Raw genomic sequence first — 25121 nt, forward strand, 5'->3', positions numbered from 1 at the left:
AAGGCGCAATAACCCTGCTCAGGAGGGCTGCTGGACGGTGAATTCCAGTGCCAGGCCGATCACTTTTGTGCTGCTGGCCGCGGGCTGTTCACGCATTGCCACCAGGCTTTCCAGAAACTTCAGTTTCCTTGCCTGGGTATTGATGATGAGTTTGGCACGCAGGTCGGGCAGGGCCTGCGAGCAGATTGGATAAATCACCCGCCCGGAAACGGCGACAGGAATTCTGCGCAGATTGACGTAACGCACCACACCGACGGTGGAATAGAGCACGGCAACAGGCGTGACAAAAAGCATTGGCTGTTCACTGATGGTCACGAAATCCAGCAGCAGTTCAGGACGCAGGTAATTCAGCCCCTTGTGGTGAAGGGTTACGCCATCGATGGCCGGCATAGCGAGCGTCAGTGTCTGGGGTAATGTGCTAATCATGGATGTGCCCTGCATGAATGAAACGCATTCGAACAGTGTGGCATAGGCGTGCTAATTTACTGCGAAGAGACTCGCAATCTGTACTTATCTGGCTGTTACCTGCCTTAAGTTGCATCACGGTTGTGCAATAAACCGTCATCCGAATGCCAGCGGCTTGCAATTGCCGGACAGCACAGGGATAATGCGCCAGCGCGTTGGTTAACAACGCTCTCAATGGGGGCTCTGTTGGTTCTCCCGCAACGCTACTCTGTTCACCAGGTCAGGTCCGGAAGGAAGCAGCCAGAGCAGACGACGTGTGTGCCGGGATGTAGCTGGCAGGGCCCCCACCCATTTCTGCTCTCCTCAGATTTCACCGACCTCTTTCGTATCCCAAACCTTGTGCTTGTTGCCTAATTCCACAGGAATTAAAAGTATTTAATTCAATATGTAATATATCATTCATCCAACTGAAATATTATTGTCATAAACATGTAATAATAGACTGCCATTTTATATTCGGATGTCTTTTTTCTGTCATAAGTAAAAAATATAAATCTGGATTACATTGTTAACTTCGTGTATTAAATAAAGAACTTATTCCGAAGGGAAGTGACAATCATGGCTACTGCGGTATTAAACGTTAAGATTGATGAAGCGCTAAAAGAAAGACTTCGCCACTACGCAGAAGTAAATAATGAGAATTTAAGCGTGACCACAGAGAAACTGCTACAGCTGGCATTTGAAGCGGTAGAAGAGGTGGGAGTATCGGAAGAGGATATTGATAATCAGCATACGGAAGAAGAGAGTGTAACTCCTTTTACTCCTAAAGAAATCAAGGCTCTACGTAAACTTCTGAAGAAGAGAAAATGAAACAACAACTGTCAACTGCCAATGACTACAAAGAGGCCTGCGATTTGTTGCGTTCAGGCTATGTGAAGCATGTACGTCTTGGCTGGAATGTAGGTAGTGATGAGTTCTTTCGGATTGCGTCTGACTGGTGTGATACTGGCGCAAAAATAAAGAAAGAAGGAGAAAACTTCGTTATTTCTCTTAAGGGTTTCCCTATTCCTCCTCAGCACTAAGTACCATTCTGTGAAAACTGCTGACTGCATTCATTTCAGTCAGCAGTTTTTATTCTTAATTTCGCTGCGAAATTATCTGTGATAATAATCACGGGTCATTATGTAACCAGCGTAAATTTCAACCCCAGATTTAATCTTCATCACATTACACAATGCTCCTTTTTATGGCAGGGGCCGTGGTTTTATTTAATGCCGTCCATAGCGGCTTGATTCTCATCAGCGCGCTCTCAAGCTCTGCCGGGTCAAGCGTAAAGGGCATACGTAAATAGCGGTCAAACGCCCCCGACAGGCCAAATCGTGTTCCGGTACCCAGATTGATCCCCAGCGTTTCTGCCCGTGCGGCAAGCTGTGTAGCCTGCATTCCTGGCAGTTCCACCCAGTAAGAAAGCCCGCCTTCCGCGTCGTGGAAAGTCCACTCCGGGAAATGTTCACGCAGCAGTTCACTGCACCGCTTACGGCGTTCGGCCAGCATTTGCCGTCGGGCAGGCAAAAACGTGTCGCTGTTTTCGATAAGCCACAGCGTTGCCAGCTGTTCCAGCACCGGTGAGCCCAAATCCAGGGTATCGCGGGTCTGGGCGAGGGTAGCAATGGTGCGCGATGACGCGCGGATCCAGCCCAGACGCAGGCCACCCCAGAAACTTTTTCCTGCCGAGCCCAGGGTGATGACCGTCGCCTCCGGGTTAAAGGATGCCAGCGGCGGGGGCGGTGGAGAATCAAACCAGAGATCCACCATGGTTTCATCGACAACCAGCGTGGTGCGGGTCTGTGCGGCAATGTCGGTTATCGCTTTGCGGGTCGGGATGTCCATACAGCGCCCTGTCGGGTTATGGAAATCCGGCATCAGGTAGGCCAGGCGTGGCGCGGTTTGCGCAAGCGTTGCGGCAAAACCGTCGGTATCCCAGCCCGTTTGTGGTAAGGAGACGCCTACCGGACGACACAACGCCCCCTGGATAGCGGCGATGGCCAGTGGGTAGGTTGGATGATCCACCACAACGCGGTCGCCGGGGCCCGTCATCATGCGTAACACCAGCGCGAAGGCGCTGACTGCGCCGTTGACGACCATCACTTCGTCTGCTCGAGTCGCCAGCCCGCGTGCGGTATAGCGTGCGGCAATGGCTTCCCGCAGGGCCAGTAATCCGGACTGATCGTAACCTGTGAGCGAAAGATACTGCGTAATGGCCGATAGTGCGTACGTATAGGCCTGGTGAATTTCCGGCCCGGCGTTGAGTGCCGCGGTGGAAAGATCCAGTGCTACGCTTGCCGCAGAGAGGGTCGGTACGGCCCGGGAATCCGGCAGGATCACGCGTGAACCACTGCCATGACGACTCTCCAGATAGCCCTCATCCCGCAGGCTGGCTAATGCACTGCTGATGGTGGTACGGCTGACGTCCAGCGAAGAGGCCAGTTCACGCTCGCCCGGTAAACGGGTATTAAGCGCCAGTCGGCCATCAAGAATAAGCAGGCGCAAGGCATCTGCCAGCTGTCGCCAGAGTGGTGTGCGGGATGTGGTTTGCTGCCAGTGGCCTAACAAGCGTACCAGTGACTGACTACCAAAACGACGAGATGACATATGCAGTCCACTATTTGAAAACTGGACATTAATCATAAGACCATTTTCGCCGAAGATGAAAGCCTGGTTCTTCGGAGAAGATAAAAATGTTACGTCGTCTGGTACAACTTTATGTCGGATTAGGGCTGTATGGTCTTTCAACCGCAATGTTTATTCGTTCCGATCTGGGGGTCGATCCGTGGGACGTATTTCACCTTGGGGTGGCAATACAGTTGGGTATGAGCATTGGCACGGTAATTATTTTAACCGGCGCTGCGGTACTGCTGTTTTGGGTCCCGCTGCGGCAGTGGCCTGGGCTTGGCACGATAAGTAACGTTATTTGTATTGGCCTGGCTGCCGATGCCACGATGATGCTGATCCCTGAGTTGACTTCACTTCCCCTGCGTATTGCTCTGCTGGTAGCGGGCATTGTGGTTAATGCGATAGCGACAGGGATGTATATTGGCGCCGGTTTTGGACCTGGCCCACGTGACGGCCTGATGACAGGCATTTATGCCCGACTGGGCTGGTCTATCCGCAGTGTGCGTACGTCCATTGAGGTATCGGTGTTACTGATTGGTATCATGCTTGGCGGGTCGTTCGGTGTCGGTACGGTGCTGTATGCATTAACCATTGGCCCGCTGATCCAGATCTGCCTGCCCTGGTTTCGCCAGAAACCGCAGGTGCAAAAGATACCTCAGCCTGAGCAAGTTGTTTAATTTTGCGAAGCGCTCACAAGTATTAACGGCGCGGCTGTGCCAGAATAGCGGCATCTCTTGTCGCAATGTCAGAATGCATGAAAGCTATCACTCTTTATGACGTAGCCCTCCTCGCAGGGGTTTCTTATCAGACCGTTTCCCGCGTGATAAATGATGCGGAGCATGTCTCCGCCCGCACGCGGGAAAAGGTGCAGCAGGCCATGGCGGAACTGAACTATGTGCCCAACCGTGGCGCGCAACAGCTGGCGGGTAAACGCACTCGAACGCTGGGTCTGATTACAACCGATCTGGCGCTTCACGCCCCTTCGCAAATTGCTTCTGCGGTAAAAACCCGCGCGGTGGAGAAGGGGGCGAGTGTGCTGATTTCTATGGTGGAACACCCACAACGCTGTCAGGCCGCCGTTCAGGAACTCCTGGCGCAACGTGTTGACGGGCTGCTGGTGAATGTGCCGCTGGAAGACGCTGAAGCCGAACAACTCAGGGCGCTGGCATCACCCGTGCCGGTGCTGTTTTTGGATGTTTCACCCTCTGCGCCGGTTAATAGCCTGGTCTTTGATGCAGCCCAGGGAGCACAACTGGGGGCTGAACATCTTATCTCGTTGGGCCATCAGCGTATTGCCCTGCTGAATGGGCCTGAAAGCTCTGTCTCTGCCAGAGCACGCCGGGTCGGGTGGCAGGCTTCGCTGGCGCAGGCCGGGCTTGAACCTGCCGGTGTAGCATTCGGTGACTGGAGTGCCGCCTCCGGTTACGAAAAGGGTCATCAGCTTATATCGGGCCCGGCGCTGCCGGAAGCTATTCTGGTGGCGAACGATCAGATGGCCTTAGGTGTGATGCGCGCCTGTGCGGAAAAGGGGATTGCTGTACCCGGGCAGATCTCCGTTGTGGGTTTTGATGACACAACCGATAGCGCCTGGTTCTCTCCACCCCTGACCACGGTTCGCCAGGCATTTCGTGAGGCAGGCGAATGCAGTGTTGAGTGGCTGCTGACCGCGTCTTCCGGCAACGAATGCTGGCAAACACAACTTCCGGTGACCCTTATTACCCGTCACTCCAGCGCCCGCCGCACGTCACAGCAGGCGGATCGTGAAGATCTGGCCCGGCAGCTGAAAACCCTGGCACTCCTGGCTGAACAATTAGCACGCGAATAGGACTTTTGTGATCTGACTCGCTTCGCCGCGATCGGACGCTTTACCGCAAGGGTTTGCCAGGGCATGTTGACATGAATTGTGAGCGCTTCGCATAGAGGGTAATATGTCAAACACATCGCCGCTGACACTCAGCGCAATTCTGGCTCGTCGGGACTGGGAAAATCCTGGTGTTACACAGTGGAACCGGCTGGCGGCCCACGCGCCGTTTCACAGCTGGCGTGATGAACAACACGCCAGGGATGAGCAAAAAGCCTTGAATAAGCGTTCTCTTAACGGGGAGTGGCGTTTCAACTTTTATGCCGCGCCAGAGCGTGTTCCGCAAGAATGGGTAGATGAAAACTGCGACGACGCTGTTCCGATGCCCGTGCCGTCTAACTGGCAGATGCAGGGCTTTGATACCCCAATTTATACCAACGTCACTTACCCTTTTGCCGTTAACCCGCCCTTTGTCCCGCAAGAAAACCCTACAGGTTGTTATTCGCTCACATTTGAGGTGGACGATGCATGGCTGTTGAGCGGGCAGACCCGAATTATCTTTGATGGGGTGAATTCAGCTTTTCATCTGTGGTGTAACGGCCACTGGATTGGCTATTCCCAGGACAGCCGTCTGCCTGCTGAGTTTGATCTCTCGACCGTTCTTCGTCCGGGCCTGAACCGCGTAGCAGTCATGGTGCTGCGCTGGTGTGACGGGAGCTATCTTGAAGATCAGGACATGTGGCGGATGAGCGGTATCTTCCGGGATGTGTCGTTACTGCATAAGCCGGAAACGCAGATTGCGGATTACCATGTTGTCACTGAGTTAAATACCGAATTAGACCGGGCGGTGCTCAGGGTGGACGTGGCACTTGCCGGAAGCCAATACGCTGAGTGTGACGTGGCGCTTACCCTGTGGCGAAACGGTGAGCCGTGCGCCACGGCAACCCAGCGCCCCGGCTCGGAAATTGTGGATGAGCGCGGCAACTGGGCCGAGCGCTTTACGGTGTCGATGCCTGTTGTGGCACCTGCATTATGGAGCGCCGAAATTCCGGCGCTGTATCGCCTGACAATTTCGCTGAGGGACGCGCAGGGGCGGGTCATCGAGTGCGAGGCCTGTGACGTGGGCTTTCGTCGTGTAGAGATAAGCAACGGCCTGCTTAAACTCAATGGCAAACCGTTACTGATTCGCGGCGCTAACCGCCATGAACATCACCCTGAAAACGGGCAGGTGATGGATGAAGCCACCATGCGCCGCGACATCGAGTTGCTGAAGCAGCACAACTTTAACGCGGTGCGATGTTCGCATTATCCCAACCATCCGCTGTGGTACACGCTTTGCGATCGCTATGGCCTGTACGTGGTAGATGAAGCCAACATTGAAACGCACGGCATGGTGCCGATGAGCCGTCTGGCTGACGATCCGCGCTGGTTGCCCGCCATGAGCGAACGCGTCACCCGCATGGTGCTGCGCGACCGTAATCATACGTCGATTATTATCTGGTCGCTCGGAAACGAATCCGGCCACGGTGCTAACCACGATGCGCTCTACCGCTGGCTGAAAACCACCGATCCGACCCGTCCGGTGCAATACGAAGGCGGTGGTGCAAATACCGCCGCAACCGACATAGTGTGCCCGATGTATGCGCGCGTTGATCAGGATCAGCCGTTCCCGGCCGTACCGAAATGGTCAATCAAGAAATGGATCGGGATGCCGGATGAAACACGTCCGCTGATCTTGTGCGAATACGCTCATGCGATGGGCAACAGTTTCGGTGGCTTTGCAAAATACTGGCAGGCGTTTCGTACCCACCCGCGTTTACAGGGCGGGTTCGTCTGGGACTGGGTTGACCAGGCGCTGACGAAGAAAGACGAAAGCGGCAATGCGTTCTGGGCGTATGGTGGTGATTTTGGTGATAAGCCGAATGACCGACAGTTTTGCCTGAACGGCCTGGTGTTCCCTGACCGCACGCCGCATCCGGCATTGTATGAAGCCCAGCGCGCGCAGCAATTCTTCACCTTTAGCCTGGTAAGTACCTTGCCACTGGTGATTGAGATTAAAAGTGACTACCTGTTCCGCAACACCGACAACGAACAGCTGAGATGGACGATCACCCGGGAAGGGAATGTGCTGGGAGCGGGCGACATTACCCTGAATATGGCCCCGCAGGGTACACAGCATGTAGAGATCGCACTGCCAGAATTACAGGCTGCGCCGGGTGACGTTTGGCTGAATGCCGAGGTGTACCAGATGCAAAGCACGCCGTGGTCGTCGGCAAATCATCGCTGTGCCTGGGAGCAGTGGCCGCTTCCTGCGCCACTGTATATTGCGCCAGCCCCGCTGCCGGGCGTGACGCCGTTGTTAACGGTGAAAGAGACGGTGCTGGAAATTACCCATCAGCAACAGCGCTGGCACTTTGACCGTGTTTCAGGGGATCTGACGCAGTGGTGGAATGAGGGCGCTGAAACCCTGCTTTCCCCGCTAACGGATAACTTTACCCGTGCGCCGCTGGATAATGATATTGGCGTGAGTGAGGCCACCCGCATTGATCCTAATGCCTGGGTCGAGCGCTGGAAAGCGGCGGGCATGTACGATGTGTCTGCCCGGTTATTGCAGTGTGACGGTGAACAGCATAGCGGCGATGTTGTTGTCAGCACGCTTCATGCCTGGGAACACCAGGGCAAAACGCTGTTCCTTAGCCGCAAAAGCTGGCGGGTCGATAGCAACGGGGTATTGCACGGTGATGTGCGGGTGCAGGTTGCATCTGATATTCCTGAGCCTGCGCGTATCGGGCTGGATTGTCAGCTTGCCCAAACGCCTGAAACCGTGAGCTGGCAGGGGCTTGGGCCGCACGAAAACTACCCGGACCGAAAACTGGCTGCGCAACAGGGGCGCTGGGCGTTACCGCTTGAGGCCCTGCAAACGCCTTATATTTTCCCGACGGAGAATGGCTTGCGTTGCGATACCCGTGCGCTGGAATTTGGCGCTCATCAGTTCGCCGGGGATTTCCATTTCTCGTTGAGTCGCTACAGCCAGCAACAGCTGCGTGATACCACACATCAGCATCTGCTGAGGGAAGAGCCGGGGTGCTGGTTAAATCTGGATGCTTTCCATATGGGCGTGGGTGGCGATGATTCGTGGAGCCCGAGCGTGTCGCCAGAATTTATCCTGCACACCCGCCAGTTGCACTACACCTTTAGCTGGCAGCAAAAGACGCAGTAACGCAAAAGATGCGGCCACGTTTTGTGGCCGCATGGCTCAGGCGAGGATCCCGGTTAACCCGTGAATGCTCATATAAATTCCTACCACTGTTATCAGTGCCGCTGAGATCCACGGCGCTTTTCGTGAAAACTCACTGAATCCCGGCCAGCGTTTGGTGGCATGTTTAAGGCTCAGGGCGGCAATGGCGCCTGAGGCAACCAGCGTTAATGCCAGACCAATACTGAAACTCAACACCAGCGTAGCGCCCAGCGCGAAATGCTTCAGTTGCAGGCAGATCAATAGCACCGTAATGGAGGCCGGGCAGGGGATGAGTCCACCGGTCAACCCGAACATGGCTATCTGCCCTGTCGTGACGTTCTGCCCCTTAAAGCGACGGTTAATGTCCTGAGCATGTGCGCGCTGGTGGGCGTCTTGCCACGCTTCATCAATCAGTTGATGCGAATGATCGTGGTGATCATGATGGTGGTCATGGTCATGGTCATGGTCATGGTCATGGTCATGGTCATGGTCGTGGTGATCGTGTGGCTGGCCCTCTTTCCAGGTTCGCCATGCCATCCATAGCGCGATCAGAATAATCATCACGCCTGAAATCAGCTGGAACCAGGGTTCAGAGGTATTTGCATCCCAGCCACGGCCAAACCATAAACCTGCCATCGCAATGATCCAGACCACCGCCGTATGGGAAAACGTTGCTGCCATCCCCAGCAGGATCGCCTGTTTAAGCGTACCGCGGATCGCCACAATAAACGCGGCCATCATTGTTTTTGAGTGCCCAGGTTCAAGGCCATGCAAAGCACCCAGCAGAATTGCGCTCGGCACAAACAGCCACGCGTTGCCTTGTTGCAGGAGTGAAGTGAAATCATTCATTAAGAATACCGGGGAAGAAAAAGTGCTCTGATACTACTCCCCCCCAGTAGCACAATACTACCCCCCAGTAGAAAAATACTCAGGGGGAGTAGAGCGTGTTATGCTTCAGTGGCAACAAATAAGGGAGAGTGAGATGTCGCATACGGTTCGTCACAAGAAGATGTTATTGACCCGCCTGAAGAAAATTCAGGGGCAAAGTTCCGCGCTGGAAAAAATGCTCAACAGCGATCATGAGTGCGCTGAGGTGCTTCAGCAGCTGGCGGCGATCCGCGGTGCGGTGAACGGCATGATGATGCAGGTGATCGAAGGGCACTTAACCGATCATGTGGTCAAAGAACCCGAAGAGGCGCAGCGCGAAGCCGATCTTGGCGTGGTTTTGCAGGTGATGAAATCCTATCTCAAATAGAGATTGCGCCTTATGTGTGCGCGAGGTTGTGCTCAGCCCAGAGTATAAATTCCAGTTTTGGGAGTGCCTTACTGTAATACCACCCCTGTCCGTACTGCACGCCGTGGCTGCGCAGCCACGTAAGCTGCCCCTGTGTTTCGATGCCTTCCGCCACCATCGCCAGATCAAGAGACTTCGCCATTTCAATGATATGCGGCGTCACGTTTTTGTACTCCAGCGCATCGACGAAGGATTTATCAATTTTGAGCGTGTCGACATCCAGATCCTGAAGATAGCTGAGGCTGGAATAGCCGGTTCCAAAATCATCAATGTAAATCGCGTGCCCGGAACGACGGAATGCCGCAATGGCCGGTGCGCTGATTTTCGGATCGGCAAAGCCGCGCTCGGTCAGTTCAAGGGCAATTTGCTGCGGGTGAACTCGCCACTGGTTCAACAGGCGGCTTAACAGTGGCGGCAGCTTACCGGACGTCAAATCGGCGGGGGCCAGGTTAACAGAGATATGCTGGCCTGGGTGCTGCTGTAACCAGCTTCCCATATCCTCAAAGACTTTCTCGAAAACCAGCTGGGTTAATTGCGAAATAAGCCCGGTCTGCTCGGCCAGCGGCACAAAAATATCGGGTGAAAGGTAACTTCCGTCCGGCTGTGGCCAGCGCGTCAGCGCCTCGGCACCCACCAGTTTTCCACTGCCTAAAGCGATAATTGGCTGATAGTGAACGACAAATTCGCGGCTGTTAATGGCATCAAGCAGGCGATTCCTCGGCGACTGTATTCGGCGCAAGATACGCAGCACAAAAAGCGCGGCGATAAGGCTCACCAGAATGCCAAAAGGAAGCCAGAACAGAAGCTGCTGATGCCAGCTTTCATCGAGTGGTTTTAGCGTGGCCCAGGCGACAATGGTAAAGCCCAGATCGGGGACCGGCTTCGTAACATACATCGCGCCCTTGTATTGCAGATGTGTCACGCCCCGGTTTTCCAGGAGTTCACGGACGTGGGGATCAAGCGTATTGCTGCTGGCAAAAACACTGTTGCTGGCAAGGCCTATCAGGGCGGCATCAACAGGGAGTGCGCCAAAAGGAATCACATCGACCAGCGAGGCGGGGTCGACCATCACCAGGTAATGCCCGTGTCCCAGCGCGGCCATGTAGCGATTAAATCCAAGATCGTTTTGCTGGGTCAGCCAGGCGTTATAGCCATCAGCGGTGATCCGCATCGGCGGTGGGAACGAAGAGGCATTACTGGCTTGCTCAAGGGAAGAGCATAGCGGTTTCAGGTTATCGAGATACATCACTTCCTGGATGTAGCGTGCAGAGAACGCTACCCGACGCATTTCGCGCATTTGCAGCGGGCTACAGGGAACGCCTTCGAAACTCTCTAATTGCTTCAGCGCATCCTTAGCCTGCTGAACAACCCTTTCCGTGCGAACCAGTACGCGTGATGAATAGCTGTCCAGCGCATCGATAAATTCATGTTCCGCCTGGCGGTGGGCCAGCCAGACGCTGAGACAAATGGGAACGAGCACGGAAAAGATCAGAATGCCGGTCACCAGGCTGACCAAATGTCGGGTTCTCATGCTGCTGTTTCCTTACTCAGATACCCGCTTCCGGGGCACAGAGTCTGCTCGCCAGAGGAGAAATATTTTATTGCGAAATGATATAGTTATAGCACGTGATGGGGATGGATTTCAGTCCAGAGAAGGCGAATCAGAAAAAAACAATGCCAGGATGAAGCATTGTGCGGGGTTGTTTTTGCAGCATGACTCGGATAGTATTTTGTTATGTTATAACAAAACATGAAGAGTCTACGATGAAACCCAATATCCACCCAGCCTATCGCACCGTCGTTTTCCACGACACCAGTGCCAATGAATATTTTAAAGTCGGTTCGACTATCAAAACCGATCGCGAAATTGAACTCGACGGTGAAACATTCCCGTATATCACCATCGAGGTATCTTCAAAATCGCATCCGTACTACACCGGTAAGCAGAAGTCATTCTCAACCGAAGGCAGTGCGGCACGTTTCCGCCAGCGCTTTGGTGGCTTTCTTAACGCCAAACGAGGCTAATCATGCAGGTACTTAACTCACTACGCAGTGCAAAACAGCGCCATCCCGATTGCCAGATAGTCAAACGCAAAGGGCGCCTGTACGTTATTTGTAAGTCCAACCCACGTTTTAAAGCGGTGCAGGGACGTAAGAAAAAACGCTAAAAACGTATTTCGCGCCAACTTTCCAGGGATCTTATCTGCTTGCCATCGGCGGTAAAATTGTCGGTGGCAAGCCAGCTTTGAAAAGCACACTCCAGGGCCTGCCACTCTTTATCAAGGATGGAAAACCAGTCGGTATCCCGGTTATGGCCTTTTACCACCAGCGCCTGACGAAAACGCCCTTCATACTGGAACCCCAGACGCAGTGCGGCGCGACGTGAGGGTTCGTTCAGGCTATTGCACTTCCACTCGTAACGGCGGTATCCCAGCTCGTCAAACACGTAACGCATCAGCAGGTATTGCGCTTCTGTGGACAACGGTGAGCGGCTCATGAGCGGTGAAAAATGCACATGCCCGACTTCCACCACGCCATTCTTAGGATCAATGCGCATCAGGGCCAGAGAGCCCACCGGCAACTGCGTTTGGTTGTCGATGACGGCGAAATGAATCGGGTCGGATAGCTCACATACGCTGGCAATCCACTGAGAATACTCAGCAACCGTTGTATCCGGTTCACGTAATAGCCAGGTCCAGCTGCGGGTGTCTTCAGCCTGCTGATAGGCGGCAAACAGCGCCCCGGCGTGCTCTACACGCAGCGGCTCAAGGCGGCAGTAACGACCATTAAGTAGCACTCTGTCCGGATGCTGGCGTGGCTGCCAGTCGACAAGTTTTTCCCCGATGGGTTGCCCAAACTGATTGAATGTATTCATGTTAATTTCCGTGGCGGTGTAAAGACATTCAGGTTATGAAATAACTGGTTCCTTAAAAAGAACCACCAGGATATGTTTTGTTGGTACCACGGAGGAGAGATGAATATACCTGGCGATGAATTTTATACCCTGATCCTGGATACGCTGAAAAAGCGCGGAGCAGAAACGCTGCAACGCGCGCTCTATCTCGCTTTGCGGGAGGCTATTTTGCACGGACGGCTGCAGGCGGAATCGCGATTGCCTGGCTCTCGCGTCATCGCGCGACAGCTCGGGCTTTCACGCAACACGGTGAATGCCGCGCTGGAGCAGCTCACGCTTGAAGGTTATTTGCTGCGAAACCGCCAGGGTACGCGGGTAGCGCTGCTGGCAAAGCGCAATATTGCCCATCCGTCACCCGAGCCTGCCGTCACGCTCGCAAAACGCGTTTCATTATTGCCTGTGCCTACACCACGGGGAACGCCGGTTCCTGCATTTACTCCGGGAACGCCCGCCATTAACTATTTTCCACTGCCACTATGGCGGCGTTTATACGACAGGGTACTGCGGGAAGAGGGTAGTGCCCTGTTGGGCTATGGCGATCCCGCAGGGGAGCTATCCTTGCGAGAGGCCATTGCCCGGCACCTTGCGTTATCACGCGGTATCACCTGCGATGCCAGCCAGATTGTCATCACCGAAGGCGCGCTCGAAGGCGTTAACCTTTGCACGTTGCTCCTGAGCGAACCCGGGGGTATCGCCTGGATTGAAGATCCTGGTTATGCAGGGGCAAAAAGCGCATTCGCCAAAACAGGGCTCACGATGGTCGGGATGCCCGTTGATGATGAAGGGATGTGCTGGGAGGGGCAGCATTCAGACGCTCCCTCACTCATTTTTACTTCACCTTCACACCAGTTTCCTTATGGTAGTGTACTCAGCGCCCGCCGGCGTCTGGCGCTGCTGGAGCTGGCTCAGGCGCAAAAGGCGTGGATTGTGGAAGATGACTATGACAGTGAATTTCGCTACACCGGCGAACCGGTTCCGGCTATGTCAGGCATGATAAAGCACGCGCCGGTGGTCTATCTGGGCACCTTCAGCAAAACGCTTTTTCCCTCGCTTCGTATTGGTTTTATGGTGTTACCGCCTGCGCTGGCAAAGGCGGCGCTGTCGGCAATTGGCGCATTACTGCGTGGCGGGCATCGCGCGGAACAGCGCACGCTGGCGTTGTTTATTGAAGAGGGACATTATGCGCGACACCTTGCGGCAATGCGTCGACTTTATCGTAAACGGTACAGGCAGTTACGTGAGGCACTGAACGCAGAGCTTCATGTAGAACACCGCGTTCTGGCCGGTGAGGGCGGAATGCATCTGACGGTGGCTATTGACGGGATTGATGATAAAGCCATTGTGCAGCAGGCAAGAGCTTTTCAGCTGGCACCTGCTGCATTGAGCGGATACTACCTTGATACAAATAAGGGGCAAACCGGCCTGGTATTAGGATACGGCAATACCTCTGCTTCTCAGTTCACGTCCGGTATCCGACGTTTACAACACCTGATTACGCTGCAACAGGGCGGGACAGCGTAAAGACATCGTAGAACGAGAGTTCACCTTTGGTGGCGACCATTTTTTGCAGCTTCTCTTTTTGCCCGGCGTTTACGTCGGGTGAGTGGAGAATGCTGTCGATGAGCTCGGAGGGCACAAAGCGAGTGTTGTACCATTCGCCGTTATAGCAGACGCGAAAATCGAGTACATCGATATCTTCGTAACGATAACGAGGATTAACGTCGAAGAAGAAGAACGCGTTAAACACCACAAACAACAAAACCAGAAGCCAGACCGAATCCACCAGGGTTTCGGAACGCAGCATCACAATCAGCGTGGCAAGCCAGGCGGCGTACATCGCAACAAACAGACCAGGATGCTTACGAATAAAGCTAATGCTAAAGCGCGGGCGATTGTCGCGCTTTTCGCGAATGTTCAGGTCGTCGATGGTGGCGGTGAGCAGGCGCTGTATCTCTGTCATTTTTTGCCTTCATGAATTTTGAAAATACAGGGGATCTGCCTATTTTAGTGGAGCGGGTGGGGTGAAAAAAGTAACAGTTATGCGGGGAAAGATCATAACAGTTACCCGACACACCCTTACAGAATTTTGATGATTTTGGCGGGATTACCACCGACGACCGAATTGGCAGGAACATCTTTCGTGACAACGGCCCCAGAGGCTACCACCACATTATCACCAATCGTCACGCCAGGGTTTATCACCGCACGCCCGCCGATCCAGACGTTATTACCGATGGTCACCGGCTTACCGTATTCAACACCGCTGTTGCGCTCGATGGCATCCAGCGGATGTGTTGCCGTATAGATGTGAACGCCCGGCGCGAGCATACAGTTATCACCAATATGGATTGGGCAGACGTCGAGCATCACGCAGTCAAAGTTAGCGTAAAACGCTGTGCCAAGATAGATATTGTAGCCGTAATCACAGCGGAAACTTGGCTCAATATAGGCCCCTTCGCTTTGTCCCAGTAATTCAGCCAGGATCGACTGTCGTTCAGGTTTGTCGTCTGGAGATGTGTAGTTGTAACGATGAACCAACTGGCGGGCACGCAAGCGATCGGCCCGTAATGTATCGTCACCTGGACGGTAGTGTTCACCTGCAATCATCTTGTGCTTTTCTTCACTCATGGGAGCCTCACTGGAAAAATCGATCACCTACAGGGTAAAGGTCATATACCAGAATGGGAACGTTCCCGAAAAAGGAGTGTGATTACAGTCACAACATTGTTGCGGATAAGCACATTTGTTAAGGGGGCCTGTCCGGCTCACAGGGTTAGCAATGCGAAAGGTGAATTCAGCTTAGAAAGTGGTGTTCAGTCTCAACGGTCAGCAGTTCTTGATTAACGTACAAACTTCCATACAGAAGAAGGGATTTTGTCATACAACTTATTCATGGTGAGTTCTGCAAGACGGTGGTCAGCCGCTGAATAAAATACAGCCAGTTCATTATCAGAAAGCTCGTATTTATTTTTTTCAATAACACGTTCAAGCGTGTCTATTGACTGACAACGTCGCAAACGCAGCAAATAATCGATTTTGGTTAATGGTTTATCAGACATAAAATTCACCTTAGTCATTGTAATAATTTTAACAGGATAAGCTAACAGGGTTCGCTCTGCTCACGTTGACGAAACAGCGGAATAGGCGGTTTCCCGATTTACGCCATTTTTGCAAATCCTGTGCGTTAATGCCGTAGCTGCTGAACAACATAAAGGTGTCATCCAGGTATTCGTCAATTTGCTCAATCAGTTTATTATCTTCATTGTACTTAATTTTATAATTAAGTGCGAAGGTCGCTATATGCTCTATCAACTCATTTAGCTGTAAATTGATGGCAGACGTTGGATCATTCACCCAGCCGTGGTTACTTTCATCAAGATTGGCAAGGCAGTCATGGTACAAGGATTCGCAGAGAAATTTCAACTGCGCGATATCATGCCTTTTTGGCGAGTACTCGTCCATAGCGCATCCCCTTCTGAGTGATTTCTTACTCACCGAACATCATTGTCGGGATGGATACAACATACTTAGCCGCAACGTGCTGTGTTCCTGATAACTCTAACTATAAGCCACTCCTTTCAAGATTTCACCGCGCTATTACGAAAAATTACAATTAAAAAGCGAGTTTGCGAGCGTTTACGCAATAGTCTGGTTTGGACGTGACTTTTTTAACTTAATCAGACCCTGTCTTTTACGGCTTCCTTATGTTTCATCGAGTTAGCATTTACCTTCAAATGAAGTCCAGATTCGGATTTTCTGCAGCTTCGCGTCATTTATTAGGAATATTCCTAATAATCTAAGAGGCGAAATGAAATTAAAAAAACCATAAGCTCGTCGATTAAGTTAACGGTTAAATATGATATGCCTTATTAAGATGGCAGAAAATAAATAATCCGACAATAAGCGTAATTTATGATTTTTAGTGCGAATGAAAAAGGCCGCTAATGCGGCCTTTTTATCGGGTGAAACCGGTATCAGTGATGTTCTACTGAATGACTATGCTCAACATCTTCATTCTTACGGCTGAAGCGGCGACGAACCACCACGAAGAACACCGGTACGAAGAAGATAGCGAGAACGGTCGCGGTGACCATACCGCCCATTACACCTGTACCTACTGCGTTCTGCGCACCGGAGCCAGCACCAGAGCTGATAACCAGCGGCATAACGCCGAGGATAAACGCCAGAGACGTCATCAGGATTGGGCGCAGACGCATACGAACTGCATCAAGCGTCGCCTCAATCAGGCCTTTACCTTCTTTCTCCATCAGGTCTTTGGCGAATTCCACGATAAGTATCGCGTTCTTCGCCGACAAGCCAATGGTTGTCAGCAGGCCCACCTGGAAGTAAACGTCGTTAGTCAGACCACGGAACGTTGCTGCAAGCAGTGCGCCGATAACACCCAGTGGAACAACCAGCATAACGGAGAACGGAATCGACCAGCTCTCATAGAGCGCTGCCAGACACAAGAACACGACAATCAGTGAAATTGCGTACAGGGCAGGGGCCTGGTTACCGGACAGACGTTCCTGATAGGACATCCCCGTCCAGTCATAACCAATACCCGAAGGCAGTTTGCTGGCCAGTTGCTCCATCATTGCCATCGCTTCACCGGTACTCTTGCCTTCAGCAGCCTGACCGAGGATTTCCATCGATGGCAGACCGTTGTAACGCTCCAGACGCGGTGAACCGTATTCCCAGTGCGACGTAGAGAAGGCGGCGAACGGTACCATCTGGCCGTTAGTGCCGCGTACGTACCAGTTATTGATATCGTTCGGCAACATACGGTATTGCGCTTCAGACATAACGTACACTTTCTTCACACGACCACGGTCGATGAAGTCGTTGACGTAGCTTCCGCCCCAGGCTGCACCCAGCGTGGTATTGATATCGCTGATGGAAACACCCAACGCCTGCGCTTTCTCTTGATCGATATCGACCTTGAACTGCGGCGTATCTTCCAGACCGTTCGGACGAACACCGACCAGCAGATCAGGATGTTTAGCAATTTCACCAAACAGCTGATTACGTGCCTGCGTCAGTTTTTCATGGCCCAGACCAGCCTGGTCAATCAGCTGGAAGTCAAAGCCGGTAGCCGTACCCAGTTCGACGATTGCTGGCAGGTTAAAGGCGAAGACCATCGCATCTTTAATCTGCGCGAAGGTGCCCATCGCACGACCGGTGATGGCTTCAACCTTGTTCTCTTTGCCCGGACGTTCTGACCAGTCTTTCAGAGAAACGAAGGCGATACCGGTGTTCTGACCACGACCCGCAAAGCCAAAGCCGTTAACCGCAAACACGGATTCAACGTTGTCTTTCTCTTTGGTGAGGTAGTAATCGGTCACTTCATCCAGCACTTTCTGGGTACGCTCTTGCGATGCACCCGCCGGAAGCTGCGCCATTGTCAGGAACACGCCCTGGTCTTCATCTGGCAGGAACGAGCTTGGCAGACGAACAAACAGGTAAGCCATGCCCACCACGATGATGATATACAGCACCAGGTAACGACCGGTACTGCGCAGGATGTTACCTACGCTGTCGGTGTAGTGGTGCGTGCTCTTATCAAACATGCGGTTAAACCAGCCGAAGAAGCCTTTATGTTCGCCATGGCCGCCTTTTTGAACAGGCTTCAGCATGGTGGCGCAGAGTGCTGGCGTCAGAATCAACGCCACCAGGACTGACAGCGCCATCGCCGAAACGATGGTGATGGAGAACTGACGGTAGATAGCACCGGTGGAGCCACCGAAGAAGGCCATCGGGATAAATACCGCAGACAGCACCATTGCGATACCGACCAGCGCGCCCTGGATCTGCCCCATCGATTTACGGGTGGCTTCTTTCGGTGGTAGCCCTTCTTCGGCCATTACACGCTCGACGTTTTCTACCACCACGATGGCGTCATCCACGAGCAAGCCGATGGCCAGTACCATCCCGAACATCGTCAGGGTGTTTATCGAATAGCCAAATATCGACAGGATCGCAAAGGTCCCGAGCAGGACAACCGGTACGGCGATGGTTGGGATCAGCGTCGCACGGAAGTTTTGCAGGAACAGGTACATCACCAGGAATACCAGGATGATCGCCTCGACCAGCGTTTTAACCACTTCGTGAATTGAGATTTTTACGAACGGTGTGGTGTCATACGGGTAAACAATCTTCAGACCTGACGGGAAGAACGGTTCCATCTTCTTCAGTTCTGCACGGATAGCTGTCGCCGTGTCCAGGGCGTTTGCACCGGTGGCCAGTTTAATACCCAGACCCGAAGCCGGTTTGCCGTTAAACTTCGCCACGATGTCGTAGTTTTCACCACCCAGTTCGACTTTCGCCACGTCACGCAGGCGAACCTGTGAACCGTCCTGATTCACTTTCAGCAGAATTTTGCTGAATTCTTCCGCTGAGGTCAGACGCGTTTGCGCGATGATGGATGCGTTAAGTTGCTGGCCTTTCACCGGTGGCGTACCACCTAACTGACCGGCTGCAACCTGGGCGTTCTGCGCTTTGATGGCGCTGATAACGTCGACAGGCGTTAACTGGAAGTTATTCAGTTTATTCGGGTCCATCCAGATACGCATCGCGTACTGAGAACCGAACAGCTGAACGTCACCCACACCAGAAGTACGGCTGATAGCATCCTTCATGTTGGCGCCCACGTAGTCGGAGATATCCTCCTGGGTCATGGTGCCGTTGGTGTTGATAACGCCGACAACCATCAGGAAGCTACTGGACGATTTCTCGACGCTCACACCCTGCTGTTGTACTTCCTGTGGCAGCAGTGGCATTGCCAGCTGCAATTTGTTCTGTACCTGAACCTGGGCGATATCCGCATCAGTACCTGACTGGAAGGTCAGGGTGATTTGAACCGTACCGGTTGAGTCACTGTTTGAGGACATGTACATCAGGTTATCGATACCGTTCATGTTCTGTTCGATAACCTGAGTCACGGTGTCCTGCACCGTTTTGGCATCAGCCCCAGGATAGGTCGCGGTGATTGAAACGGCTGGTGGCGCAATCGTTGGATATTGCGCGACCGGCAGCTTCAGGATCGCCAGACCCCCTGCAAGCATGATGATAATGGCAATCACCCACGCAAATATGGGGCGATCGATAAAGAAATTAGGCATGTCTTAACGGCTCCTGTTTAAGTTAAGACTTGGTTTGTTCTGACTGACCGTCGGCTGCGGCTTTTTGTTGAGTGTCAGAAGCGACTTCCTGTGCTTTTACCTGTGCGCCAGGACGTACTTTTTGCAAACCAGTGACAATCACGCGATCGCCATCTTTCAGACCTTCCGTTACCAGCCATTTGTCGCCAATCGCCTGTGCTGCAGTGATATTGCGCGTTTCGACTTTGTCATCTGCACCCACAACCAGCGCGCTCGCATCGCCACGTGGCGTACGGGTCACACCCTGCTGCGGAACCAGAATCGCGGTTGGGTTGGTCCCTTCTTCCAGACGTGCGCGAACGAACATACCCGGTAAAAGGGTGTGGTCAGGGTTCGGGAAAATAGCACGCAGGGTGATGGAACCGGTGGTCTGATCAACGGTGACGTCGGAAAACTCAAGTGTACCCGCCTGCGGGAATTTAATGCCGTCACTGGTGACCAGCTCTACTTTCGCCTTACCGTTTTCCTGTTTCAGCGTACCGTTTGCCAGCTCTTGTTTCAGGCGCAGGAAATCGTTGCTGGATTGGGTAACGTCAACGTAGATAGGATCAAGCTGCTGCACGGTGGCCAGCGCAGTAGTTTGCCCGTTCTGGACCAGCGCGCCTTCCGTAACGGAGGACTTACCAATACGACCGCTAATTGGTGAGGTCACTTTGGTATACGCCAGGTTGATACGTGCAGTTTCAACGGCAGCTTTAGCCGCGACGACGGCTGCATTAGTCTGTTGTGCATCGGCCAGAGCAGTATCGTAATCCTGTTGACTAATGTACTGAGTACCAAGCAGTTTTTTGTAACGATTCAGCGTCAGCTGCGAAATTTTCGCTGCAGCTTCGGCTTTAGCCAGATCGCCTTTTGCGCTCTCGTAAGCGGCCTGATAGGTTGCTGGATCAATCTGATACAGAGAAACACCAGCTTCAACGTCACCACCCTCGGTGAAGTTACGTTTCAGGATGATACCGCTCACCTGAGGACGAACTTCGGCAACGCGGTAAGCGCTGGTACGACCGGGCAATTCTGTTGTTATCTGGAGAGGTTCGGACTTGAGCGTCACCACACCCACTTCTGGTGTCTGATGAGCGCCTTGTTGAGCCTGTTTCTCGTCACATCCTGTTAGCGCTAAGCTGCCTGAGAGCATCAGAACGACCGCCAGAGGCGTTAACCCTCTGTTTTTGTTCATATGTAAACCTCGAGTGTCCGATTTCAAATTGATCAAGGGTCCTGAGTCTAAAAACCCATTGCTGCGTTTATATTATCGTCATGCTATGGTACATACATTCATAAATGTATGTAAATCTGACTCCTGTAAATTCACTGACGCATGGCACGAAAAACCAAACAACAAGCACTTGAAACTCGTCAACACATACTTGATGTGGCTATGCGTTTGTTCTCTCAGCAAGGTGTGTCTTCAACCTCACTGGCGCAGATTGCTCAGGCCGCCGGTGTGACGCGGGGAGCGATTTACTGGCATTTTAAAGACAAGTCAGATCTGTTTAGTGAAATCTGGGAGCTTTCAGAATCTAGCATTAGTGATCTAGAGACTGAGTATCGGGCAAAATTCCCCGACGATCCACTCTCAGTATTGAGAGAAATTTTAGTATATATCCTTGAAGCAACAGTCGTTGAAGAACGCCGCCGGTTAATGATGGAAATTATTTTCCACAAATGCGAATTCGTTGGCGAAATGGCGGTTGTCCAGCAGGCGCAACGAAGTCTGAGTCTGGAAAGCTATGACCGTATAGAATATACGCTAAATCAATGTATTCAGGCAAAAATGTTACCTGCTAATTTGCTCACCCGTCGGGCAGCTATCCTGATGCGCGCTTACATTTCGGGTCTGATGGAGAACTGGCTTTTCTCTCCCCAGTCATTTGATTTAAAAAAAGAAGCACGCGATTACGTCGTGATTTTTCTTGAGATGTGTCAGCTTAGCCCAACGCTTCGCGGTGAAACAACGTCCCTGTCGGCTTAAGTCATCCCAGGAATTCTCCCAGAGGTTACGGTTCGCGCTATTCTGCAAAACGCGGGCGTGATATCCTGCACGCCGGACTATTTTCGGTCATTCTCACACATCACATTCATGACTATGCTGCATTACAATCGCTCGCAACACTCTGTTTTTGCATTTATTTTTGTCATGTTGTTTTTCTTTGCGGCAACACCTGCTTCCTATGCCCGCGCAGATAACACCAATGACGTTCCCACGCGTGCCGATGTTCAGTCGCAACTCGATACCCTGAACAAGCAAAAAGATCTGTCGCCACAAGAAAAGCTCGTCCAGCAGGATTTAACCGAAACGCTGGAAACGCTTGATAAAATTGAGCGCGTGAAAGCAGAAACCGCCCAGCTTCGCCAGAAGGTTGCCCAGGCGCCGGACAATATGCGCAAGGCAACTGAGGCGTTGAATGCCTTAAGCGATGTCGATAACGATGATGAAACTCGCAAAACGCTCTCGACGCTATCGCTGCGTCAGCTGGAGTCTCGCGTAGCGGATCTGCTGGACGACCTGCAAACCGGTCAGTCCGACCTGGCCACTTACAATAGCCAACTGGTGTCGCTGCAAACCCAGCCAGAGCGCGTGCAAAACGCGATGTATTCGGCATCCCAACAGCTACAGCAAATCCGTAACCGTCTGAATGGCACCACCGTTGGGGAAGGGGCTTTACGTCCTACTCAGCAGACGCTGCTGCTGTGCCAGCAGTCGCTTCTTAACGCGCAAATCGAGCAGCAACGTAAGAGCCTGGAAGGCAACACTGTCTTGCAGGATACGCTGCAAAAACAACGCGATTACGTCACTGCAAACATTAATCGTCTTGAGCACCAGCTTCAGCTGTTGCAGGAGGCGGTAAACAGCAAGCGCCTGACGCTCACGGAAAAAACCGCGCAGGAGGCCGTTTCGCCAGACGAGACGGCCCGTATTCAGTCCAACCCGCTGGTTAAACAGGAGCTGGACGTTAACCATCAGCTCAGCCAGCGCCTGATTCAGGCGACTGAAAGCGGTAACTCGCTGGTTCAGCAAAACATTAAAGTGAAAAACTGGCTGGACCGTGCGCTCCAGGCGGAACGCAATATTAAAGAGCAGATTGCCGTACTCAAAGGCAGCTTGTTGTTGTCACGCATTTTGTACCAGCAACAGCAGACGCTGCCGTCCGCGGATGAGCTGGAAGACATGACCAACCGTATTGCCGATTTGCGTCTGGAGCAATTTGACGTAAACCAGCAGCGCGACACGCTTTTCCAGAGCGACGCTTTTGTTGCCAAAGTGGAAGAGGGGCACTCCAGTGATGTGAACCCTGAAGTACACGATGCGCTGTTGCAGGTGGTGGATATGCGCCGCGAGCTGCTTGACCAGCTCAACAAGCAGCTTGGTAACCAGCTGATGATGGCGATTAACCTGCAAATCAATCAGCAGCAGTTAGTCAGCGTCTCTAAAAATCTTCAGGAGATCCTGACTCAGCAAATCTTCTGGGTAAACAGCAACAAGCCAATGGACTGGGACTGGATTAAATCCTTCCCAGAAACGCTGAAAGCGCAGATCAAGAGCATGAAAATCACCGTGAACTGGGAGAAAGCCTGGCCTGCGGTGATGATTGCCTTCCTGGCCGGTTTGCCGTTACTGCTGATTGCAGGATTGATTCGCTGGCGCCTTGGCTGGCTGAAGAAATATCAGGAGAAGCTGGCTCAGGAAGTAGGCCAACTGCGTAACGACAGCCAGCTTCATACGCCAAAAGCGATCCTGATAGACCTGATCCGCGCCCTGCCGGTCTGCCTGCTGATTCTGGCGGCCGGGCTGATCCTGCTTACCATGCAGCTCAATATCAGCGATTTGCTGTGGGCATTCAGTAAAAAACTGGCTCTGTTCTGGCTGGTGTTTGGCGTGTGCTGGAAAGTGCTGGAAAAAGACGGCGTTGCCGTGCGCCACTTCAATATGCCTGAGAAACTGACCAGCCACTGGCGTCGTCAGATTGTGCGTATCAGCCTCGCGCTTTTACCGCTGCACTTCTGGTCGGTGGTGTCTGAGCTTTCTCCGCTGCATCTGATGGATGACGTACTGGGTCAGCTGGTGATTCTGCTGAACCTGCTGCTGATTGCCGTTCTGATGTGGCCGATGTGCCGTGACAGCTGGCGCGATAAAGAGTCTCACAATATTCGTCTGGTCACCGTGACGGTCCTGGCGATTATCCCGCTGGCGCTGATGGTGCTGACCGCAACGGGTTATTTCTATACCACGCTGCGTCTTTCCGGGCGCTGGATTGAAACCGTCTATCTGGTGATCGTCTGGAACCTGCTTTACCAGACGGTACTGCGTGGTTTGAGCGTGGCGGCTCGCCGTATCGCTTATCGCCGTGCGATCGCGCGTCGCCAGCATCAGGTGAAAGAGGGGGCCGAAGGCGCGGAACCTCAGGAAGAGCCAACCATCGCCCTGGAGCAGGTCAACCAGCAGACGCTGCGTATCACCATGCTGGTTATGGTGTCGCTGTTCGGGGTGATGTTCTGGGCTATCTGGTCTGATTTAATTACCGTATTTGCGTATCTCGACAGCATCACTCTCTGGCAGTACAGCGGTACTGAAGCCGGGGCGGCGGTGATGAAAAGCGTCACAATGGGCAGCCTGCTCTTTGCGCTGGTGTCGTCGATGGTCGCCTGGGCGCTGATCCGAAACTTACCGGGGCTGCTCGAAGTGCTGGTGCTGTCGCGGCTCAAGCTGCGTCAGGGGGCATCGTATGCCATTACCACAATCCTGAACTATGTGATCATTATTGTCGGTGCAATGACGGTCTTTGGCTCGCTTGGCGTGTCATGGGACAAACTGCAATGGCTGGCCGCGGCGCTCTCGGTTGGTCTGGGCTTTGGCTTGCAGGAGATCTTCGGTAACTTCGTTTCTGGCCTGATTATCCTGTTCGAACGCCCGGTGCGCATTGGCGACACCGTGACCATCGGGACCTTCTCCGGGACGGTCAGTAAGATCCGTATTCGTGCCACCACGATAACGGACTTCGATCGTAAAGAGGTGATCATCCCGAACAAAGCGTTCGTGACCGAGCGCCTGATCAACTGGTCGCTCTCCGACACGGTAACCCGCGTGGTGATCCGCCTGGGCGTGGCGTATGGATCGGATCTGGATAAAGTGAAAGAGGTTCTGCTGAAGGCGGCATCCGAACACCCGAAAGTGATGCACGATCCGGCACCGTCGGTATTCTTCACCACCTTTGGCGCGAGCACGCTGGATCACGAACTGCGTTTATACGTGCGCGAACTGCGCGATCGCAGCTATACCGTGGATGAGCTGAACCGCTCTATCGATCGTCTGTGTCGTGAAAACGACATCAATATCGCCTTCAACCAGCTTGAGGTTCACCTGCGTAATGAAAAAGGTGACGAGCATACGGAAGTGAAGCGCGAGATTAAGGGTGACGATCCTACTCCGGCTTAACGTCTGCGGATGTTTTCCCCCTCGCCATCAGGGCTGAGGGATCCTCACAAAAAATACGAGCACGGATGGCTCCCTCTCCTCTTTGGGGAGAGGGTTGGGGTGAGGGGGAACATACGGCTGAGGTAGTCATTCCGTTCACTGTATGTTCCTTGCTACTCTGTCACCACAATACCCGTGAACGTGCCAGGGTAGCTCACCGCCG

Annotated in this window: 22 protein-coding genes and 1 other RNA gene; 12 read left to right on the forward strand and 11 right to left on the reverse strand. The window is 53.0% G+C overall.

Features of this window, described 5'->3' with window-relative positions:
* Positions 1-18: 18 nt before the first annotated feature.
* Positions 19-426 carry a hypothetical protein gene (locus tag M987_RS10740; RefSeq protein ID WP_014069142.1) on the reverse strand — a complete coding sequence of 136 codons (408 nt, stop codon included), beginning with the start codon at positions 424-426 and terminating at the stop codon, positions 19-21.
* Positions 427-649: 223 nt separating this feature from the next.
* Between M987_RS10740 and ffs the strand changes: the two genes are divergently transcribed.
* The 3 genes from ffs to M987_RS10755 all read left to right on the forward strand — a co-directional run bounded on the left by ffs (position 650) and on the right by M987_RS10755 (position 1487).
* Positions 650-746, forward strand: an RNA gene (gene ffs / locus M987_RS10745) — signal recognition particle sRNA small type.
* A gap of 277 nt (positions 747-1023) precedes the next feature.
* Positions 1024-1275, forward strand: coding sequence for a hypothetical protein (locus tag M987_RS10750; RefSeq protein WP_014069143.1), 252 nt, complete (start codon positions 1024-1026; stop codon positions 1273-1275).
* Positions 1272-1487, forward strand: a complete 216-nt coding sequence (locus M987_RS10755; protein ID WP_014069144.1) for a hypothetical protein — start codon at positions 1272-1274, stop codon at positions 1485-1487. Before M987_RS10750 ends, M987_RS10755 begins: the two co-directional genes overlap by 4 nt.
* A 145-nt stretch (positions 1488-1632) precedes the next feature.
* Here the strand turns inward: M987_RS10755 and yczR are convergent, their stop codons facing one another.
* Positions 1633-3057 (reverse strand): MocR-like transcription factor YczR, encoded by a 1425-nt coding sequence (gene yczR, locus M987_RS10760; RefSeq protein ID WP_014069145.1) that lies wholly within the window; start codon positions 3055-3057, stop codon positions 1633-1635.
* Positions 3058-3143: 86 nt separating this feature from the next.
* Between yczR and yczE the strand changes: the two genes are divergently transcribed.
* From yczE to M987_RS10775, 3 genes are all read left to right on the forward strand, one after another.
* Positions 3144-3755, forward strand: coding sequence for a membrane protein YczE (gene yczE / locus M987_RS10765; RefSeq protein ID WP_014069146.1), 612 nt, complete (start codon positions 3144-3146; stop codon positions 3753-3755).
* A gap of 77 nt (positions 3756-3832) precedes the next feature.
* Entirely contained in the window at positions 3833-4903 is a 1071-nt protein-coding gene (locus tag M987_RS10770; RefSeq protein WP_014069147.1) for a LacI family DNA-binding transcriptional regulator, read from the forward strand.
* Between the two features lie 103 nt (positions 4904-5006).
* Complete coding sequence (locus M987_RS10775) at positions 5007-8099, forward strand: beta-galactosidase (protein WP_014069148.1); 3093 nt, start codon at positions 5007-5009, stop codon at positions 8097-8099.
* 36 nt (positions 8100-8135) lie between these two features.
* Here M987_RS10775 and M987_RS10780 read toward each other — a convergent pair whose 3' ends face one another.
* Complete coding sequence (locus M987_RS10780) at positions 8136-8966, reverse strand: nickel/cobalt efflux protein RcnA (protein WP_014069149.1); 831 nt, start codon at positions 8964-8966, stop codon at positions 8136-8138.
* Positions 8967-9099: 133 nt separating this feature from the next.
* Here M987_RS10780 and M987_RS10785 point away from each other — a divergent pair, with 133 nt between their 5' ends.
* Complete coding sequence (locus M987_RS10785; RefSeq protein ID WP_014069150.1) at positions 9100-9372, forward strand: metal/formaldehyde-sensitive transcriptional repressor; 273 nt, start codon at positions 9100-9102, stop codon at positions 9370-9372.
* A 10-nt stretch (positions 9373-9382) separates the two neighbouring features.
* Here M987_RS10785 and M987_RS10790 read toward each other — a convergent pair whose 3' ends face one another.
* Complete coding sequence (locus M987_RS10790) at positions 9383-10942, reverse strand: EAL domain-containing protein (RefSeq protein WP_014069151.1); 1560 nt, start codon at positions 10940-10942, stop codon at positions 9383-9385.
* A 233-nt stretch (positions 10943-11175) separates the two neighbouring features.
* On the opposite strand from M987_RS10790, the gene M987_RS10795 reads away from it, so the two are divergent.
* Both M987_RS10795 and ykgO read left to right on the forward strand, forming a co-directional pair.
* Positions 11176-11436: a type B 50S ribosomal protein L31 gene (locus M987_RS10795; RefSeq protein ID WP_014069152.1), complete on the forward strand. Its 261-nt coding sequence runs from the start codon at positions 11176-11178 to the stop codon at positions 11434-11436.
* 2 nt (positions 11437-11438) lie between these two features.
* Positions 11439-11579 carry a type B 50S ribosomal protein L36 gene (ykgO, locus tag M987_RS10800; protein ID WP_006818844.1) on the forward strand — a complete coding sequence of 47 codons (141 nt, stop codon included), beginning with the start codon at positions 11439-11441 and terminating at the stop codon, positions 11577-11579.
* On the opposite strand, the gene M987_RS10805 is transcribed toward ykgO, so the two are convergent.
* A complete protein-coding gene (locus M987_RS10805; RefSeq protein WP_014069153.1) occupies positions 11576-12286 on the reverse strand; it encodes a GNAT family N-acetyltransferase in 711 nt (236 codons plus the stop codon). The genes ykgO and M987_RS10805 overlap by 4 nt on opposite strands.
* 99 nt (positions 12287-12385) lie before the next feature.
* Between M987_RS10805 and pdxR the strand changes: the two genes are divergently transcribed.
* Positions 12386-13846 (forward strand): MocR-like pyridoxine biosynthesis transcription factor PdxR, encoded by a 1461-nt coding sequence (pdxR, locus tag M987_RS10810; RefSeq protein ID WP_014069154.1) that lies wholly within the window; start codon positions 12386-12388, stop codon positions 13844-13846.
* Here pdxR and M987_RS10815 read toward each other — a convergent pair.
* The 6 genes from M987_RS10815 to acrA all read right to left on the reverse strand — a co-directional run bounded on the left by M987_RS10815 (position 13818) and on the right by acrA (position 20662).
* The gene (locus tag M987_RS10815) at positions 13818-14285 is read right to left on the reverse strand and encodes a YlaC family protein (RefSeq protein WP_014069155.1); all 468 of its coding nucleotides are present in this window, start codon (positions 14283-14285) and stop codon (positions 13818-13820) included. The genes pdxR and M987_RS10815 overlap by 29 nt on opposite strands.
* Before the next feature lie 116 nt (positions 14286-14401).
* Positions 14402-14953 (reverse strand): maltose O-acetyltransferase, encoded by a 552-nt coding sequence (gene maa, locus M987_RS10820; protein ID WP_014069156.1) that lies wholly within the window; start codon positions 14951-14953, stop codon positions 14402-14404.
* A 212-nt stretch (positions 14954-15165) separates the two neighbouring features.
* Complete coding sequence (locus M987_RS10825; protein WP_014069157.1) at positions 15166-15384, reverse strand: HHA domain-containing protein; 219 nt, start codon at positions 15382-15384, stop codon at positions 15166-15168.
* A gap of 28 nt (positions 15385-15412) precedes the next feature.
* Positions 15413-15787, reverse strand: coding sequence for an Hha toxicity modulator TomB (tomB, locus tag M987_RS10830; protein ID WP_008499288.1), 375 nt, complete (start codon positions 15785-15787; stop codon positions 15413-15415).
* Positions 15788-16299: 512 nt separating this feature from the next.
* Entirely contained in the window at positions 16300-19446 is a 3147-nt protein-coding gene (gene acrB, locus M987_RS10835; RefSeq protein ID WP_014069158.1) for a multidrug efflux RND transporter permease subunit AcrB, read from the reverse strand.
* A 22-nt stretch (positions 19447-19468) separates the two neighbouring features.
* Complete coding sequence (gene acrA, locus M987_RS10840) at positions 19469-20662, reverse strand: multidrug efflux RND transporter periplasmic adaptor subunit AcrA (RefSeq protein WP_014069159.1); 1194 nt, start codon at positions 20660-20662, stop codon at positions 19469-19471.
* A 141-nt stretch (positions 20663-20803) separates the two neighbouring features.
* Here acrA and acrR point away from each other — a divergent pair, with 141 nt between their 5' ends.
* Positions 20804-21457, forward strand: coding sequence for a multidrug efflux transporter transcriptional repressor AcrR (gene acrR / locus M987_RS10845; RefSeq protein WP_014069160.1), 654 nt, complete (start codon positions 20804-20806; stop codon positions 21455-21457).
* A gap of 114 nt (positions 21458-21571) precedes the next feature.
* Entirely contained in the window at positions 21572-24919 is a 3348-nt protein-coding gene (mscK, locus tag M987_RS10850) for a mechanosensitive channel MscK (protein WP_014069161.1), read from the forward strand.
* The last annotated feature ends 202 nt before the right edge of the window (positions 24920-25121 follow it).

The sequence above is a fragment of the Enterobacter soli ATCC BAA-2102 genome, assembly GCF_001654845.1.
In the GTDB taxonomy this organism is placed as follows: Bacteria; Pseudomonadota; Gammaproteobacteria; order Enterobacterales; family Enterobacteriaceae; genus Enterobacter; species Enterobacter soli.